At 37.8% G+C, this 16,534-nt stretch carries 12 protein-coding genes; 8 read left to right on the top strand and 4 right to left on the bottom strand.

Going from position 1 to position 16,534, the window contains the following annotated elements; translation table 11 throughout:
* Positions 1-13 precede the first annotated feature (13 nt).
* The 3 genes from HV560_RS08380 to HV560_RS08370 form a co-directional block, all read right to left on the bottom strand.
* A complete protein-coding gene (locus HV560_RS08380; protein ID WP_176812641.1) occupies positions 14-1,024 on the bottom strand; it encodes an ABC transporter ATP-binding protein in 1,011 nt (336 codons plus the stop codon).
* 9 nt (positions 1,025-1,033) lie between these two features.
* Complete coding sequence (locus HV560_RS08375) at positions 1,034-2,680, bottom strand: ABC transporter permease (RefSeq protein WP_176812640.1); 1,647 nt, start codon at positions 2,678-2,680, stop codon at positions 1,034-1,036.
* Between the two features lie 122 nt (positions 2,681-2,802).
* Complete coding sequence (locus tag HV560_RS08370; protein ID WP_176812639.1) at positions 2,803-3,831, bottom strand: Fe(3+) ABC transporter substrate-binding protein; 1,029 nt, start codon at positions 3,829-3,831, stop codon at positions 2,803-2,805.
* Positions 3,832-4,208: 377 nt separating this feature from the next.
* Here HV560_RS08370 and rpsB point away from each other — a divergent pair, with 377 nt between their 5' ends.
* From rpsB to frr, 4 genes are all read left to right on the top strand, one after another.
* Entirely contained in the window at positions 4,209-4,928 is a 720-nt protein-coding gene (rpsB, locus tag HV560_RS08365) for a 30S ribosomal protein S2 (protein ID WP_176808649.1), read from the top strand.
* Positions 4,929-5,041: 113 nt separating this feature from the next.
* Positions 5,042-5,893 carry a translation elongation factor Ts gene (tsf, locus tag HV560_RS08360; RefSeq protein ID WP_176812638.1) on the top strand — a complete coding sequence of 284 codons (852 nt, stop codon included), beginning with the start codon at positions 5,042-5,044 and terminating at the stop codon, positions 5,891-5,893.
* A 325-nt stretch (positions 5,894-6,218) separates the two neighbouring features.
* Complete coding sequence (gene pyrH / locus HV560_RS08355; protein WP_159630287.1) at positions 6,219-6,935, top strand: UMP kinase; 717 nt, start codon at positions 6,219-6,221, stop codon at positions 6,933-6,935.
* A gap of 51 nt (positions 6,936-6,986) precedes the next feature.
* On the top strand, positions 6,987-7,544 hold the full coding sequence (frr, locus tag HV560_RS08350) for a ribosome recycling factor (RefSeq protein WP_159630285.1): 558 nt from the start codon (positions 6,987-6,989) through the stop codon (positions 7,542-7,544).
* Positions 7,545-7,615: 71 nt separating this feature from the next.
* Here the strand turns inward: frr and HV560_RS08345 are convergent, their stop codons facing one another.
* Positions 7,616-8,299, bottom strand: coding sequence for a 2,3-diphosphoglycerate-dependent phosphoglycerate mutase (locus HV560_RS08345; protein WP_159630283.1), 684 nt, complete (start codon positions 8,297-8,299; stop codon positions 7,616-7,618).
* A 216-nt stretch (positions 8,300-8,515) separates the two neighbouring features.
* On the opposite strand from HV560_RS08345, the gene HV560_RS08340 reads away from it, so the two are divergent.
* Genes HV560_RS08340 through tamB form a run of 4 tightly spaced genes read left to right on the top strand, consistent with a single transcriptional unit; the run spans position 8,516 to position 16,463 of the window.
* Positions 8,516-9,610, top strand: coding sequence for a peptidoglycan DD-metalloendopeptidase family protein (locus HV560_RS08340; protein WP_176809036.1), 1,095 nt, complete (start codon positions 8,516-8,518; stop codon positions 9,608-9,610).
* Complete coding sequence (locus HV560_RS08335) at positions 9,611-10,450, top strand: divergent polysaccharide deacetylase family protein (protein WP_176812637.1); 840 nt, start codon at positions 9,611-9,613, stop codon at positions 10,448-10,450.
* A 13-nt stretch (positions 10,451-10,463) separates the two neighbouring features.
* Positions 10,464-12,299 (top strand): autotransporter assembly complex protein TamA, encoded by a 1,836-nt coding sequence (tamA, locus tag HV560_RS08330; RefSeq protein ID WP_176812636.1) that lies wholly within the window; start codon positions 10,464-10,466, stop codon positions 12,297-12,299.
* Between the two features lie 60 nt (positions 12,300-12,359).
* Positions 12,360-16,463, top strand: a complete 4,104-nt coding sequence (tamB, locus tag HV560_RS08325) for an autotransporter assembly complex protein TamB (protein ID WP_420371376.1) — start codon at positions 12,360-12,362, stop codon at positions 16,461-16,463.
* The last annotated feature ends 71 nt before the right edge of the window (positions 16,464-16,534 follow it).

Genomic DNA, 16,534 nt, shown 5'->3' with positions numbered 1-16,534 from the left:
ATTCTCTCTCTGTTTAAAATAGGATAAATTCTCTCACTTGGAAGCCAACTTCCACTTGTTCGCCAATTTTCAGCTCTTGGGATTGGTAAGTTACAATCTCAATGCCTTTAATTTCAACCTGATAGCGGTAGTATAAGCCTAAAAACAGTTTGCCTACCACTTTACCTAAACCTAGCTCATTGGGTTTTAAGATAATCTGTTCTGGGCGAAGAAGCCAGCGGTAACGCCCTTTCTGAACGTCCATTTCAGGGAAGAGTCGGAACTCACCAATCGGGCTACATAGCACTTTATCTTCCGTTACATTACAGTTAAGATAGTTTGTACCACCTAAAAAATCCGCTACAAATGGATTAACTGGAGAATGGTATAGCTCGTTTGGCTTACCAAATTGAATAATTTTCCCTTGATCCATCACGGCAATTTTATCGGCAAATGCAAAGGCTTCTTCTTTGCTATGGGTTACAAAAATAGCGGGCACATTTTGGCTTTTTAAGATTTGCTTGATCTCTTGAATCATTGCATAGCGAGTTTGGCTGTCAATATTGGAAAACGGCTCATCTAACAGTAGCAATTCTGGCTGGCAGGCTAATGCTCGGGCAATAGCGACACGCTGTTGTTGCCCGCCCGAAAGTTCGTGTGGAAAGCGGTTGTCAAAGCCTTGTAAATGCACAACTGAAAGCATTTTTTCGGTAATTGCTTTTTGTTGTACTTTTGGCAATTTAGATAAACCAAATTGGATATTTTCTGCCACGGTTAGGTGTGGAAAAAGAGCATAATCTTGGAAAATCAGCCCGATTTTACGTTCTTCTACCGCTTTGCTTTTTAAGCATTGCCCAGCTAAATGAATATCGCCTTGTTCAATTGGTAACAAGCCTGCGATGGCTTTCAGTAAGGTTGTTTTACCGCAGCCGCTTGCACCAAGCAGGCAGATAATTTCATTTTGGTTTACCGCCAGATGGAGATGTTGTAAAACCGTTGTACTGCCAAAATTAAGATTCAGATTATAGATAGTTAAAACAGACATAAAATTCCTTTATCTTTCCTTTTCAGACTGCGAAATAAGGGATCGGGTAAGCCAAATAACAGGCAGTAAACCGACTAACACCAGTACAATGGCAGGTAATGCTGCACGCTCAAGCTGCTCGTCTGATGTAAAGGTAAACACATAGGTTGCGAGTGTATCAAAATTAAATGGGCGAAGTAGCAGAGAAGCATTTAGCTCTTTCATACTCTCAATAAAGACCATTAATCCTGCAGTTAAAATACCTTTATAAATTAAAGGGATATGAATTTTTACTAACATTGCTGAGCCATTTTTACCAAGCGTTTGGCTTGCCATATCCAATGAAGGTGAAATTTTATTGAGCGAAGTTTCAAGACTTCCGATTGCCATTGCTAAAAATCGGATGGTATAAGCTAATACTAATGCAAAGAGTGAGCCTGAAAAAATCAATCCAACGGGTGATAATTCAAGGCTTTTTAGCCAAGCATGGAGTTGATGATCGGCAAATGTTAAAGGCGAAAGTAAACCGATCGCTAATACTGTGCCAGGAACCGCATAGCCCAGTGAGGCAAGTTGTAATGACAAGCGGTCATTTTTGACTAAAATTTTGCGGGTATTCAAACGTTTATAAAAATGCAGAAGTAGAGCAATCAGTACCGTTATCACGGAGGCGATGATCGATACTTTCAAACTATTAAGCGAAAATTGGACAAAGTCTAAATTCCACGCTTGCTCGAAATAGTCGTATGCCCAATAGAGCAACCTGCCAAACGGAATGAAAAAGGCTAACGCTAATAAGCCCCAGCACCAAGCAAGGGCTAATGCTAATTTCCAACCAGTTAAAAATTTAAAGGCTGATTTCTTTTCATAGCCACGTTGATAGCTTTTTTGTTTACGGCGACTATATTGCTCTAAACTTAAAAACAGGAAAATCATTAGCAACATAAAGATCGCAATCTGGCTGGCTGTACCAAGATCGTGATAGCCTAGCCACGAATCATAAATTGCCGTAGTCAGTGTTGGCACAGCAAAATAGGCCACAGTACCGAAATCGCCAAGCGTTTCCATTGCGACTAATGCGATACCAACTGCGATAGAAGGTCGAATTAATGGTAATGTAATACGGCGAAAAAGTTGAGCAGGAGATGCACCAAGCATTTTTGCACTCTGTGTTAAGTTTTCAGACTGTTCTAATAATGCCACTCGCACTAATAAAAAAATGTATGGATACAGTCCTAACGCAAGCACAAAGCAAGCACCATACAATGTACGAATTTGAGGAAACCAGTAATCTTGTGGATGAGTCCAGCCAAAAATACTACGCAGCCAGCCTTGAAAAGCACCTGAGTAATCTAATAAATCGGTATATAAATAGGCAATTAAATAAGCAGGCATAGCGAGGGGCAAACAAAGTAACCATTGTAAGGTTCTTTGCCCCCAAAAACGGTAATTTGCCACAATCCAAGCGGTAGGTAGAGCAAAAATCAGTGCAAGGAAAACGGTTCCTAATACTAATAAAGTTGAGTTTTTAAGATAGATTGGCAACATTGTTTGCCAAAGGTGAGCAAGGTTTTCATTATCCCCTTTCAATGCGTGATAGCAAATTGCAATAAGAGGAAGCAAAACGATAAAAGTTGTTAGGGCAGCAATACTTTTCCAGCAAAATTGTGATCGCATTTTTCTTTAAGCCTGTTATTTCATAAAAAAATAAAAGGACGCAAAATGCGTCCTTTTGCAAGCGGTTGTATTTTAACAAAATTTTGCAAATTTTTGTGGAAAAATGACCGCTTATTGGTTGATTATTTTTTCTCAGAGAAATCGTCAAATTTCACTTCATCAACTAATTTTAATGCGGCTTCGTAATTTTTTGCGATATCTTCAAGTTTGATGGTATCTGATTTGAACGTACCCCAACCTTTTACGATTGCTGATGGCTCGATGCCTTCTTTTACTGGATATTCGTGGTTAAGTTCAGCATATAAACCTTGTGCTTTTTCGCCACTTAGGTATTCAATTAATTTCACCGCGTTTGCTTTATTTGGTGAGTGTTTTGCAATAACTACGCCGCTGATGTTTTTGTGCGTGCCGTGTTCACCACTCGGGAAATTAATAATCGCTGCTTCAGCCCACGATTTTTGTTTCTCATCATCTAACATTTTGCCGTAGTAGTAGCTGTTACCGATAGAGTAATCACAGATGCCTTCTTTAATTGCTTTTACTTGATCACGGTCACCACCTTGTGGTTTTTGTGCTAAGTTCGCTTTTAAGCCTTCTAAGAATGCTTTGGTTTTTTCAATGCCGTAATGTTCGATCATCGCCGCGAATAGTGAGACATTGTAAGAGTTTTTGCCTGAACGCACGCAGACTTTACCTTTATACTCTGGTTTAGCTAAATCTAGGTAGTCAAAGCCTGCTGGTAATTTACCTACACGATCTTTTGACGTGTAGATAACACGAGCACGTGTGGTTAAACCAAACCATTGGTCGTTAGAGTCACGGAATTGTGCAGGAATATTTTTTTCTAACACTTTAGAGTCAATTTTTTGTGCAAGATCAGCGTTAACAATTTCCATTACGCGTGAAATATCTACTGTTAAAAGCACATCAGCAGGACTTAATTCACCTTCTTGTTTTACACGATCAACCAACCCTTTATCAGCGAAGATGATGTTTACTTTAATGCCAGTATCTTTTTCAAAGTTTTTTAGCATTGGCTCAATTAAGTAAGGCTGGCGGTAAGAATAAACATTCACTTCATTTGCAGCAAACGTTGAAGTTGATGTAAAAGTGGCTGCAGCAATAGCAAGTGCAGAAAGTGTTTTTTTCATGATTGTCTCCTTCAGACAGGTTTTCATAACAGAATGAAAGACATTCTAAACCTCCCCATTTTTTTAGTCAATAATGAGAACGGTTTTTGTTATTGATTTTTAAATGGTGGCTTTTAGCATTTCTTAAAATGATAAGCGCGCAAAATGGAGAAAATATTTGGCAAGCTGTTTGTTTTTTGGCATAATACACGCCGTTTTTTGTCTTCGTTAAGATAGAAAACATAAACATTTATTTTTTAACACTAAAACACACACATGTTGCAAGCTAGGAATTGGGGTGTCTTTATAAAAAGATCGATTTTCTAGGATATGTGGAGGCTAAACCCCGTCTTGCCTTACATAAGTGGTAAGACAAACAACTTTGAAGGAAAATTCTTATGGCACAAGTTTCTATGCGCGATATGCTTAACGCAGGCGTTCACTATGGTCACCAAACTCGTTATTGGAACCCAAAAATGAAACCATTCATTTTCGGTGCTCGTAATGGTGTTCACGTGATTAACTTAGAAAAAACATTACCTTTATTTAACGAAGCATTAGCGGAATTAACTCGTATTGCCTCTAACAACGGTAAAGTTTTATTCGTAGGTACAAAACGTGCAGCGTCAGAAGCAGTTAAGCTAGCTGCTGTAGATAGCCAACAATTCTACGTTAATCACCGTTGGTTAGGTGGTATGTTGACTAACTGGAAAACAGTTCGTCAATCAATCAAGCGTTTAAAAGATTTAGAAACTCAAACTCAAGACGGTACTTTTGACAAAATCACTAAAAAAGAAGCGTTAATGCGTACTCGTGAGTTAGAGAAATTAGAGTTAAGCTTAGGCGGCATTAAAGATATGAACGGTTTACCAGATGCAATCTTTGTTATCGGTGCAGACCACGAACATATCGCAATCAAAGAAGCAAATAACTTAGGTATTCCAGTATTTGCGATTGTTGATACTAACTCAACTCCAGATGGCGTTAATTACATCATTCCAGGTAACGATGACGCAACACGTGCAATTCAACTTTACTTAGATTCAGCCGTTGCTGCTATTAAAGAAGGCCGTGGCGTTGAAGCGAAAGAAGTTGCAGCTGAAGAAGCAGCAGAATAATCGTATTAGGCAAACGATAAGGCGTAGCCCTTAATCATTTGATTATCATTTGAGAGCAGGGGTGAAAACCTCTGCTTTTATCGTATTAAAAATCATCTTAGAGGAATAGTAAAATGGCTGAAATTACAGCATCATTAGTTAAAGAACTTCGTGAACGTACTGGTGCAGGTATGATGGAATGTAAAAAAGCATTAGTAGAAGCGAACGGTGATATTGAATTAGCGATCGACAATATGCGTAAATCTGGTCAAGCAAAAGCGGCTAAAAAAGCAGGTCGAGTAGCGGCTGAAGGTGTAATCCTTGCGCGTGTTGCATCAGGCTTTGGTGTATTAGTTGAAATGAACTGTGAAACTGACTTCGTTGCAAAAGATGCAGGTTTCTTAGAGCTAGCAAATGAAGTTGCAGATTTTGCGGCAGCGAATAAAGATACAACTATCGAAGCATTGCAAGCACAATTTGAAGAGAAGCGTGCTGCATTAGTTGCAAAAATTGGCGAAAATATGAATATTCGCCGTGTCCAATACTTAGAAGGTGAAGTAATTGCTCAATACTTACACGGTGCGAAAATTGGCGTATTAGTAGCAGGTACAGGTTTTGAAGATGAACTTAAAAAAGTAGCTATGCACGTTGCTGCAAGCAAGCCTGAATTTGTAAACCCAGAAGATGTTTCTGCTGATGTAGTTGCTAAAGAGCGTGAAATCCAAATCGAGATCGCAATGAATTCTGGCAAACCAAAAGAAATTGCAGAGAAAATGGTTGAAGGTCGTATGGCTAAATTCACTGGCGAAGTTTCATTAACTGGTCAGCCGTTTGTAATGGACCCATCAGCTTCTGTAGGTCAATTCTTAAAATCAGTAGGTGCTTCTGTTTCTAACTTTATCCGTTTAGAAGTGGGTGAAGGTATTGAGAAAGTGGAAGAGGATTTCGCAGCAGAAGTCGCTAAAATCACAGGTGGCAATGCTTAATTTTAGTTGAATGATGATATAAAGCAGGCTTATCGCCTGCTTTTTTTCTGTCTGGAATTTACTATTAGATAATCGTATAGGAAAGTTATAAGTGAATAGCAATTTTTTCGAAAAAAATGACCGCTATACAACAAATTGGCTTATTCAAACCTGAAAGTATAATTAATGAGTATAAGTAGCAGGCAGCGTTGCTAGTAAAGCGAATAATGATGCCGAAATTTGTTTTTTCTCATTTTTGTTAAAATTTTTCGGTTTATCGTTGGGTTGGATTGTTCTATAATAGCGTAATTTTGTGTTTACCCGATACAGTTAAGAGGCAAATAAAATGAGCAAACCTATTTACCAACGAATTCTACTCAAATTAAGCGGTGAGGCCTTACAAGGCAATGAAAGCTTTGGTATCGACCCATCTATTTTAGATCGTATGGCGTTAGAAATTAAAGAACTACTTGCAGAAGGCGTGGAAGTTGGTGTTGTACTTGGTGGCGGTAATTTATTTCGTGGAGCGAAGTTAGCAAAAGCAGGTATGAACCGCGTAGTTGGTGATCATATGGGAATGTTAGCAACGGTAATGAATGGTTTGGCAATGCGTGATGCACTGCACCGTGCTGAAGTGAATGCAAAATTAATGTCTGCATTCCAATTAAATGGTATTTGTGACACATACAACTGGTCTGAAGCAATTAAAATGTTGCGTGAAAAACGTGTGGTGATCTTCTCTGCTGGTACAGGTAGCCCATTTTTTACTACCGATTCTGCAGCTTGCTTACGCGGTATTGAAATTGAAGCTGATGTGGTATTAAAAGCCACAAAAGTGGATGGTGTTTATGATAAAGATCCTGCAAAATATGCGGATGCAAAACTTTACAGCCAATTAACGTATGCACAAGTAATTGATGAAGAGTTACAAGTAATGGATTTAGCGGCATTTACTCTTGCACGCGATCATGGAATGCCAATTCGTGTATTCAATATGGGTAAGCCAGGTGCATTGCGTAATGTTGTATTTGGTACAGAAGAAGGCACTACTATTTCTGAATAATTTATTTCTCGGTTTTAAACTCTCTGTTTTAAGTAAAAGGATAAAAAATCAATGATTAATGAAATCAAAAAAGATACACAAGATCGTATGGAAAAAAGCTTAGATGCTTTAAAAGGTCATATTGCAAAAATTCGTACAGGTCGTGCACAACCTTCTTTATTAGACGGTATTCAAGTCGAATATTACGGCTCCGCCACGCCTTTACGCCAAGTTGCTAACGTAGTAGCAGAAGATGCTCGTACATTAGCGGTAAACGTATTTGATAAATCGCTAATTTCTGCGGTCGAAAAAGCCATTTTGACCTCAGATTTAGGTTTAAATCCATCATCTGCGGGCACTACAATACGTGTTCCACTTCCACCATTAACAGAGGAACGCCGTCGAGATTTAATTAAAATCGTAAAATCTGAAGGTGAACAAGGTAAAGTGGCAATCCGCAACGTACGCCGCGATGCTAATGACCAAATCAAAGCGTTACTAAAAGATAAAGAAATCAGCGAAAATGAACAACATAAAGCTGAAGAAGATATCCAAAAAATTACCGATACTTACATAAAAAAAGTAGATGAAGTGCTAGCGGCAAAAGAAAAAGAACTGTTAGATTTCTAATTTGCAAAAAATAGGTAAAAATAAACCGCTTGTAGCAATACAAGCGGTTTATTTTTATAAAAACTTTACTATTATAAGTAACGTTTGCTGATTACTTTTAAGTTATCATCTAACTCATACACTAATGGCTGACCAGTTGGGATTTCTAAATCCATAATGTCCGCATCAGAAATGCCTTCAATGTGTTTTGCTAACGCACGAAGTGAGTTACCGTGTGCGGTAACTAGTACGGTTTTACCTGAAATTAACGCAGGGGCAATTTGATCTTCCCAGAATGGTAATACACGCTCAAGCGTGATTTTCAAGTTTTCTGCGTTTGGAATTAAATCTTTCGGTAAGTTTGCATAACGGCGGTCGTTATGAGCAGAGTTGGGATCTTGTGGGTCTAAATCTGGTGGTGAAATATCGTAAGAACGACGCCAAATATGAACTTGTTCATCGCCATATTTTTCAGCGGTTTCTTTTTTGTCTAAACCTTGTAATGCACCGTAATGACGCTCGTTTAAACGCCAATTCTTGATTTGTGGAACCCATAATTGGCTAGATTCTTCTAATACAATATTACAAGTTTTAATTGCACGGGTTAAAACGGAAGTGAAGGCAATATCAAATTCAAAGCCTGCCTCTTTTAATTTTTGACCAGCAGATTTCGCTTCTTCAATACCACGCTCTGTTAAATTCACATCACGCCAACCAGTAAATAAATTTTTAGCATTCCATTCACTAAAACCGTGGCGGATAAAGACTAATTTCATAACAACTCCTTACATTGAGTAAAATTAATGGGTGTAAACTGTGCTATTTATAACAAAATTTGTTAGATTTTTAAATAGATAGTTAAATTCTTTCACTAAAAAGCTGATCTTGAGCAAATAACCGACTAGAATATAGCCTCGTAATGTTTTGGATTAAAAGGTATATTTGTGAAACGAATAAATTCTTACACTTGGGCTGCCATTTTAGGCGGGGCAATGAGCATTTCTGTATCGTTTTCTTTTGCGAATAATCTAAATCAAATTCAGCAAAAAATTCAACAGCAAGCTTCAAAAATTAATGAGCAGAAGCAAAAACGTAACGAATTGCAATCCACACTTAAAACTCAAGAGGTAGAAATGGGAAAAGTGCTGGATAAGTTGCAACAAACTCAGATGTCGTTAAGTGAAGTGAGCAGAACCATTAAAGCAACTGAGGCGGAAATCACTCGTTTAGAAAATCAAGAAAAAGAGCAAAAAGAGCGATTAAAAGAGCAGTTAGATTCGGCGTATCGTTCAGGGGTAAATCCATCGGTTCTAGCACGTTTAATGTCTGAAGAGACAAAAAATGTGGAAAGAATGACCGCTTATTATGAGCATATGAATAATATTCGTATTGATGCCATTGTTGATATTCGCAAAACGCAAGCAGATTTAAAAGCCAGAAATGATGAGTTGAAAGGACAACAGAAAGATCACCAGGCACAGCTGAGTGAGCAGAAGAAGCAAGAAAGAAATTTAAAGAAAGTACAGAGCCAGCGTGAAAGCACATTACGTTCTCTTAATAAAACCTTGGAAAAAGAGGAAAGCCGTTTAGAAAACTTACGTAATAATGAAATAGCATTAAGAGAACAATTAGAAAAGGCACAGAGAGAATCACAACAAGCACAAAATAGAGAAGCGAAGGAACAGGCTAAATCCTCTAAAAATGCAAATAAAATAGATACATTAATTACGTCAGGCAGATATATTATGCCAGTTTCGGGGAATATCATAACTAAATTTGGCAATAATTGGCATGGTGTTGTGATTGGTGCGGCTGCGGGGACGTCTGTAAAAGCAATGGCAAGCGGCAGAGTAATTATGGTAGAATGGCTCGCTGGCTATGGCAATATGGTGGCAATTGATCACGGTAATGGTGACATTTCCCTTTATGGTTATAACCAATCTATTTTAGTAAATAAAGGTAGCCGAGTAAATACGGGTCAAATTATTGCAAAAGTGGGAAATACAGGCGGTCAAAGTAGCTCTGCACTCTATTTTGGAATAACTCGTAAAGGCAGACCGATTAACCCCCTAAATTTGGTGAAATAGATGCTAAAACAGATTTACAAGCGGTTAAATTTTAAGAATTTTTTGCAAATTTTTCTACTTTTTTCACCGCTTGCACAAGCCGCAAAGTTAGCGATTGTAATTGATGATGTGGGCTATCGCGTTAAAGGCGATCTTGAAATCTTATCACTTCCCAAAGAAGTGAGCGTTGCGATTATTCCTGCAGCTCCTTATGCTGAAGAACGGGCTACCGATGCTTATGCTCAAAAGCGTGATATTTTAATCCATTTGCCGATGGAGCCGAAATCTAAAAAATTCATTGAAGTCGGTGTTAAAATTGGCGATAGCGAAGAAAAAATTCGTAAACTTGTTGAGTCTGCTCGTAGCCGAGTGCCTTATGCGATTGGTTTAAATAACCATATGGGCAGTGGTGCAACGTCAGATTTGGCAACAATGCAACATTTAATGAACGTATTGAAAGAAAATGCCCTGTTCTTTTTAGATAGTAAAACGATTGGCAGTAGTGTTGCTGCCAAAACAGCTCGTGAATTTGGCGTGAAAACGTTAGAGCGAGATATTTTTTTAGATGATAGCGATCTACTTTCTGATGTACAAAAACAATTTGCATTGGCAATTCAATATGCCCGAAAAAATGGCGTAGCCGTGGTAATTGGGCATCCTCGCAAGAATACAATTAGTGTACTTAAACAAAATTTAGCTCAGTTGCCTAAAGATATTGAATTAATTGGGGTAGGAGCATTATGGCGAAATGAAAAAGTTGTGCCAGAAAAACCCTTCATTATGATATTTGAGCAAGAGCCTGCACTAACTTCTGTGCCACCTTATGAAAGCGTGCCGCTGTTACGCGGTATTCCAAAATAATAAAAGGTTACCAATGAATACAAAATTACATTTTTTAACATTCTGTTGCTTAGTTGTCTTTACTTCAATGGCTCAGGCTAATCAACAACATAGAATTACAGATGTTGATGCCAATAGGATTAGATCGTTAGAAGACAAACTCACAGACGAACCTAATGAAAAAGAAAAGGTTGAAGCATTAGTAACTTTAGAAGTGAAAGGTATTCACGATAAAGAAGCGAAAAAAAACGTTGATTTGTATTTAGGTCAACTTGCCAATCAGTATGCAGATGGTTCTAAACGCCATCAATATTTAGTGCAAACAACTGTAGATAAAGCACTACGTGCCTTGGGTTACTACAATAGCGAATATCAATTTATGCAAGTTCCACAACAAGGCAAAAAGCCTTCGTTAGTGCTAAATGTGCAGTTAGATAAAGAAGTAGTTAAAATTGATGAAACGGATATCTTGTTACAAGGTGAGGCAAGAAATGATGGGGATTTTGCTCATCTTATCAAAAAAGTGCCGAAGCAAGGTTCTCGCTTAAACCATAAAACTTATGAAAGCTTTAAAAGTAGTATTGAAAGTAAGGCATTTAGTAAAGGCTATTTTGATGGGCATTGGCTTTATCATCGTTTAGAAGTTTATCCAACGGATCATAAAGCTGATTGGCGTTTAGGTTACGATAGCGGTATTCGCTATCGCTACGGGAAAATTCGCTTTGTAGATAGCCAAATTAAGGAAGAGTATTTGCAAAATATTCTACGAATACGTTCAGGCGAACCTTATTTTGCTAACGAGCTTTCTATTTTAACCCAAGATTATTTATCTAGTAACTGGTTCTCGTCGGTTATTGTTGAGCCTCATTTAAATGAGCAAGCTAAAATTGTTGATTTAAATATTCTTTTTCAACCGAAGAAGAAAAATGAGGTTGAAGTTGGTATCGGTTATGAAACTCAGATTGGACCACGTTTACAATTTAACTGGAAAAAGCCTTGGCTAAACAAGCGAGGGCACAGCATTGAGACTCGAACTTATGTTTCTACTCCTGAGCAGAGATTTGAGTTTGGTTATAACGTTCCACTAAAAGAAGATCCGCTGCATTACTATTACCAATTTTCGGGTACATTTGAAAATGAAGATCAAAAAGATACTAAATCAACAGCAGCAACTTTAGGATTAAAACGCTATTGGACGCATACCACTGGTTGGTCGTTTTCAGCAGGTGTCAAAGCTCGTTATGATTCTTTTACTCAAGCACGTGATAAATTTAAAACCTTACTGATTTACCCAACTGCTTCGTTAAACCGCACTCGTACAGATGGTAAACCTTATCCATTATGGGGGGATAGCCAGAGGCTAACAGTGAATTGGGGGAGTAAAGCGTTCGGTTCGGATGTGAATTTTTATAGTTATAAAGCATCTACATCTTTTGTGAGAACTTATATTAATAACCATCGTTTCTATCTAAGAGCAGAATTAGGGTATTTGAAAGCTAACCAGTTTGAACGTATTCCTCCTTCATTACGTTTTTTTGCTGGGGGAGATATGAGTGTGCGTGGTTTTGGTTATAAAGAGATTTCGCCACGTGATCCCGCTACAGGAAAACGAGTAGGCAGTTCGCATTTAGCGACAGGGACAGTAGAATATCAATATCAAGTTTACCCAAATTGGTGGGGAGCAATGTTTTATGATGTGGGTTTAGCGTCAAATAAGTTTAAAACAAAAGCACTACATCATGGCTCTGGGCTAGGGGTTCGTTGGGTTTCTCCTGTCGGTGCTATTAAATTTGATGTTGGCGCACCAGTAAAATCGCCTGAAGGTAAACGTGGTGTCCAAATTTACATCGGTTTAGGCTCAGATATTTAATACAAGCAGTATTATTTTACTCAGTATTTACTTTTATCACACTACTATTAAGTATTTAAAATGATGAATGAAGAAAAACAACAAATAACTGATAATACAGAAGCACAGTCGCAACATAAAGTGCCTCAAAATAAGTCAAAATGGCGTTTCTTAAAATGGGGGATTTGCATTATTTTAGCACTTCTCTTTTCCCTCATTTTATTTTTATCTACGGGCTTTGGACAACGTAAAACAGTACAATGGGTGGCTGAAATTATTGAACCTTTAGAAATTGGTAAAGTAGAAGGCAGTATTCAAGATGGATTAGTCCTTTCCGATACTCAATTTGTCATAGATGGTGTGAATGTACAACTAGGTAAATCGAATTTACATATTGATTTTAACTGCTTGATTAAGTACGAGGTTTGTTTAAATGATTTTAATGTGAAAGATGCTAAAGTTGCTATTGATACGACTAAATTACCTCGTTCTCCAGAAAAAGAAAATAAGCCGTTTACTGAGTTAAATTTACCACTAGGCATTTCAGCGAAAAATATTACATTAGAGAATATTGAGGTTAGTGTTGATGATATGGATATTCATCTCAATCACTTAAATACCTCAATTTCTGGCAAAGACCGTGAAGTTATTATTCACCCAACAAGATTAGATGGCTTAAATCTGCTATTAGCTGCAAAAAAAGTAGATGCATCAGAGACACAAGCGGTCGATTTTAAGTCAGAAAATGCAACAGTCACGGTAGAAAAAAATCCAACGAATGCACAAGAAATCGCAGAGCAGGTGATTCAAGATGCAGTCGAGAAAACAGATGAAAAATTAGCTGAAGGCTTCCAGCAATTGCAGGGAAAAACTATAGCAGAAACAGAAACACAATCTCATCATAAAAATAAAATAGATTGGGCCGCAATTAGAACCCAATTAGAACACCCAATTCTGAATAAAGATATTCGCCTTTCTTTACCGCTAGATTTAACTATTGAGCAAATTGATATTACGAATGTTTTAGTCGCTCAAAAATCGCAAGCCAACCAAGATCATTGGGCTGATTCGATTCCGTTGCTCAATGTAGAGTCTTTACAAATTGAGGCACAAGCAAAAGATCAGCTCGTCAGCTTACAGCGTTTGGACTTAAAAAGTGATCTAGGTGATCTAAGTGCAACAGGTACGCTCTCACTTAAAGATAATTATCCATTAAATTGGCAGTTAGAAGGCATAGCGGCAAAACAGGCAAATGTGGCGTTGCCATTTAGTTATATCAATGCCAATCTTTCTGGATCGCTCTATGATAAAACGATTATTAACCTAAAAACAGAGGGTGCGATTAATGCTAGGTTAGATGGTCATATTGAACTTGCTACTGAAAAAACACCTTTTGACATAGTGCTTAAAAGTGAATCGGTGAAGTATCCTTTTACATCACAAAAAGACGATGAAAAGCTGGTTTTAGAGCATATCGACATTCGTTTAAACGGCAATCTCTTTGCCTATAATCTGGCAGCAAAAATGAGAGCTAAAGGAATGGGCATTCCTCCAAGTTTCGCTGATTTAACAGGAAATGGGACATTAACGCATTTTAATATTGATGATTTAAACTTAAATACGTTAGACGGCAACGTACAACTTGTTGGTTTAATTGACTGGACAGAAGGCGTAGAGTGGAACTCAACGCTTAAGCTGAGCAATATTAATACAAAAACGTTAGCGGGTGATTGGAATGCAGTATTATCAGGCTCTTTATCTTCTCAAGGTTATGTAGGACGTGGCAACAAGGGCAATGATTGGAAAGCGGATATTTCAAATATTGATATTAACGGTGCGTTAAACAACAAAAATCTTCAATTAAAGGGAAATCTAAATGCGAACAATCAGCAACTTTTAGATGTTCCAAGTCTATCTCTTATTTATGGTGAAAATAATATTGATCTGAAAGGCATTTTAGGTGAAGAGTCAGATTTTTATGCTGACATTAAAGCCCCTAATCTGCAAGGTTTAGTGCCGAATTTAAAAGCAAGTGTAAATGGTAAGGTGAAGTTATCAGGCAAGCTTACTGAGCCAAATCTGGATTTAGATTTAGTTGCCTCAAATGTGAGCTATGAACAATTCAAGCTGCAAAGTTTAATCGCAAAAGGCAACATTATTACCGAAAAAGCTAGCCAAGGTAATTTATCATTAGAGCTCCGTCAATTTGCCTATAATGATATTAAAGTAGATAGTGCCACTTTATTGGCAAAAGGCAATGAAGCTAACCATACCTTAACATTTACCTCAAAAGGTAATCCAGTTGGGGTGGATTTGCAAATTTCTGGAAAATTTGACCGCTTGCAACAAATTTGGGAAGGGCAATTAAGCCAAGTAGTCATTCAATCTGCTGAGTTTGGCAAACTGCAAACAGACAAAGCAGTAAATATAAAATATGACAATAAGGCGGTTAATGCGAATGTGTCTGCTCATTGCTGGCATAATCCGAAAGTTCATCTCTGCTTCCCTACCGCGTTTAATGCAGGACAAGAGGGTAAAGTACCGTTTGATATCCGCAAGTTTGATTTGGCAATATTACAAAATTATCTTGATAACGCCAGTCAAATTTCAGGTATCGTGAATGCTAAAGGTGATGTTGCTTGGTTTAAAGATAAACAACCACAGGTTAATTTGGATGTAATGTCCAACTCAATAAAACTTGTGCAAAAAATAGAAGGAGGCCGTACTTTCCCTCTCACTATTTCGCCATTAAAAATGAATTTGAAAATGGCGGATAACAATTTAACCTTGAAATCTAAGTTAAAGGTTGAAAATAACGGCACACTTTCAAGCGATTTAGTGATTCGAGATCTGACCAATACTAGAACTTTATCGGGTAATATCAATATTGATCAATTAACCTTAAAGCTTGTTCAGCCACTGCTTGATCGAGGTGATTTTGTTGATGGAAGTATTAATGCTCGCTTAAAAGTAAGTGGTAAAGCGACCTCGCCATTGCTATACGGTAATCTAAATTTAACTGATCTAAAAGTTCGCTCTGTGACTATGCCATTTGATATAACAGGCGGTAATTTAGCGATGAACTTTCAGGGGGCAACCTCTACATTAAGTGGGAGAGTAAAAACGAAAGAAAGTGATTTGCTCTTAGAAGGTGATGCAGATTGGCGAAATATCAATGCTTGGAGAACGAGAATTCACGCACAAGCAGACCGCTTTAAAGTGGATATTCCAAACTTGGCGAGAGTAGAAGTTAGCCCTGATATTCAAGTAGTTGCGACACCAACGTTATTAACCTTAAGCGGTAATATTGATATACCTTGGGCAAGAATTGAAGTAGAAGAGTTGCCAGAACAAGCGATTAAAGTAAGTAATGATGAAGTTATTATGGATGGCTCGGCAATAAAAAAAGTGCCATTTAATCAACAGACTATTCCGAATAAAACGGCTGGAGGAATGGAGATTAATGCAGATATTAACATTAACATTGGCAATGATGTAAAAGTTAAAGCCTATGGTTTAAATAGTAATTTAAATGGATCGCTCTCAGTTCGCCGTGGTAAACAAGGTTTAGGGCTTTATGGACAGGTTCGCTTAGATGAAGGCCGTTTTGCTGCTTATGGACAAGACTTATTGATTCAAAAAGGAAATATTAGTTTTGCTGGCTCACCATCGCAGCCTTACTTAGATATTGAAGCAATTAGGAATCCAGATGTAATGGAAGATCCTAACATTACCGCGGGTGTGCGAGTGACGGGGTTGGCGGATAATCCAACAGTGAAAGTATTCTCCAATCCTGCAATGTCGCAAAATGAAGCACTTTCTTATGTGTTGACAGGGCGTTCATTAGACAGTAGCGGCGATCCTGGTTCAAGTAATGAAATGGCGGCAGCCTTGCTGAGTATGAGTTTATCAAAAAGCAGTAAATTACTCGGCGATGTGGGTAGTGCTTTTGGCTTAAAAGATTTAAGTGTAAGTACTGCTGGTATCGGTGACAAAACCAGAGTAGAAGTGAGTGCTAGCCTGTCGCCTCGCTTCCGTGTGAAATATGGTTTTGGCTTATTTGTTCCTTTAACCGAACTCACATTAAGATACAACTTAACCAGAAGACTTTATTTGCAATGGGTTTCTAATGTAAACCAAGCGGTTGATTTAATGTACCGCTTCCAATTTGATAAATTGTTCTAATCTAAAGGTTGTTAATGTGGCACATTAACAACCTTTTTTCTTTATAGTAAAATGGCACCTCTATACAAGCG

It is taken from the genome of Mannheimia pernigra (assembly GCF_013377995.1).
GTDB classification, from domain to species: Bacteria; Pseudomonadota; Gammaproteobacteria; order Enterobacterales; family Pasteurellaceae; genus Mannheimia; species Mannheimia pernigra.
This window is presented reverse-complemented; position numbering and strand designations above follow the sequence as displayed.